At 66.7% G+C, this 1,486-nt stretch carries 1 protein-coding gene and 1 pseudogene; one reads left to right on the top strand and one right to left on the bottom strand.

Going from position 1 to position 1,486, the window contains the following annotated elements; all coding sequences use genetic code 11:
• Positions 1-178 precede the first annotated feature (178 nt).
• Positions 179-1,147, bottom strand: coding sequence for a LysR substrate-binding domain-containing protein (locus tag ACO6D5_RS27520; RefSeq protein WP_315844706.1), 969 nt, complete (start codon positions 1,145-1,147; stop codon positions 179-181).
• Between the two features lie 108 nt (positions 1,148-1,255).
• On the opposite strand from ACO6D5_RS27520, the pseudogene ACO6D5_RS27515 reads away from it, so the two are divergent.
• A pseudogene (locus ACO6D5_RS27515) lies at positions 1,256-1,486 on the top strand (NADP-dependent malic enzyme); the annotation flags it as partial.

The raw sequence follows: 1,486 nt of genomic DNA, 5'->3' as shown, positions 1-1,486 counted from the left end.
GGCCAGCGCGGCAAGGGCAATCAGGGCAAGCGCGCGGTGGCTCGCGCGGGGTGGCGAGATGGTGAACAAACGGCGTGCCCTCCTGCATGTTGCTTGGCGCCGAAAGTATAGGAGGAGCGGCCACGGCGCGGGCGCGGCCTTTGCATTTCTTGGCATTCCGACGCGCCCGCGGCGAGACTTAGGCGCCGGGACGCGCACCCTTGGTATAGACCTCGCGCAAGGCGGAGGCGAACAGGGCGTCCACGTTGCGGCGCAATCCGTCCGCCCGCGTGAACAGCGAGATCGGGGGCAGCGTCCAGTCGAACGAGTAGGGCACGATGGCGGCGCCCGCGATGCGCACCAGTTCGTCGGCGATGTCGGCGGGCAGGATGGACACGGCCCGGTCGCTCGCCACGATCATTTCCCCGATCAGCTTTGAAGAATCGCTTTGCACCGAGGGCGGCGGCGGTGGCAGGCCGGCGCGCAGGAAAATGTCCGCCACCTGTTCCCGGATGGGGCTGCCAGGGGTGCCCAGGATCCAGTCCAGGTCGGCCAGCCGGTTCCACTCCAGCCGGGACCGGCCCAGCCGCGCGGCCAGGCGGCGGCTGGCGATCAGACGGGGTTGCTGGTGATACAGCACTTCAAAATCGATATTGCTCAGGTCTACGGACGGCGTGGCCCAACCCACGACGATGTCCAGGGTGTGGTCGCGCAGTTGGCGCAGCAGGGCGGGGCCCTGGCCCTCGTGGATGGTGGCGGTGATGCGCCGGCCTTGCGGCAAGGTGCGGCTGATGGCCGCCGACAGCATCTGCCCCGACACGAAGGGGATGACGCCGATGTGCAGGTGGGCGGCGTGGCCGGCCGCCACGGCCTCCATTTCCTGCACCAGGTGGCCCAGGTCGTGGACCAGCCCGCGGGCGCGCGCCAGCACCACGGCGCCCAGCGCGGTGGGCGTCATGCCCCGGACCGACCGGTCAAAGAGCGGTACGTCGAACATGCTTTCCAGTTCGGCCAAGGCGTTCGTCACCGCCGGCTGGCTGGTGGCCATGTGTTCCGCCACCCGGGTCAGCGACCCGTGCTGCTCGATCTGCAGCAGCAGCATCAGATGGCGCATCTTCAGCCGCGAGGTCAGTTTCCGGATGACGGCATCCGGGTCAAAGGCTGTCATAGACAGGCCATAAGGTAAAGGTAATGGGACAATATTAAATCCGAATGATCGTCTTATGTCTTGAGGCCTAGAATTTTTGCATATTCAAGACAGCGAGGCTACAGCCCCATGAACACCCCCTCCGACCGCCAGGCAGCCCTGGACTATCACGAGTTCCCCACCCCGGGAAAGATCTCTGTGGTGGCCTCCAAGCCGCTCGTCAACCAGCGCGACCTGGCGCTGGCGTACTCGCCGGGCGTGGCCTCGGCGTGTGAAGAGATCGTGGCCGATCCGGCCAATGTCTACCGCTACACCGCGCGCGGCAACCTGGTGGGCGTGATCACCAACGGCACCGCGGTG

This window comes from Achromobacter sp., assembly GCF_057314935.1.
This window is presented reverse-complemented; position numbering and strand designations above follow the sequence as displayed.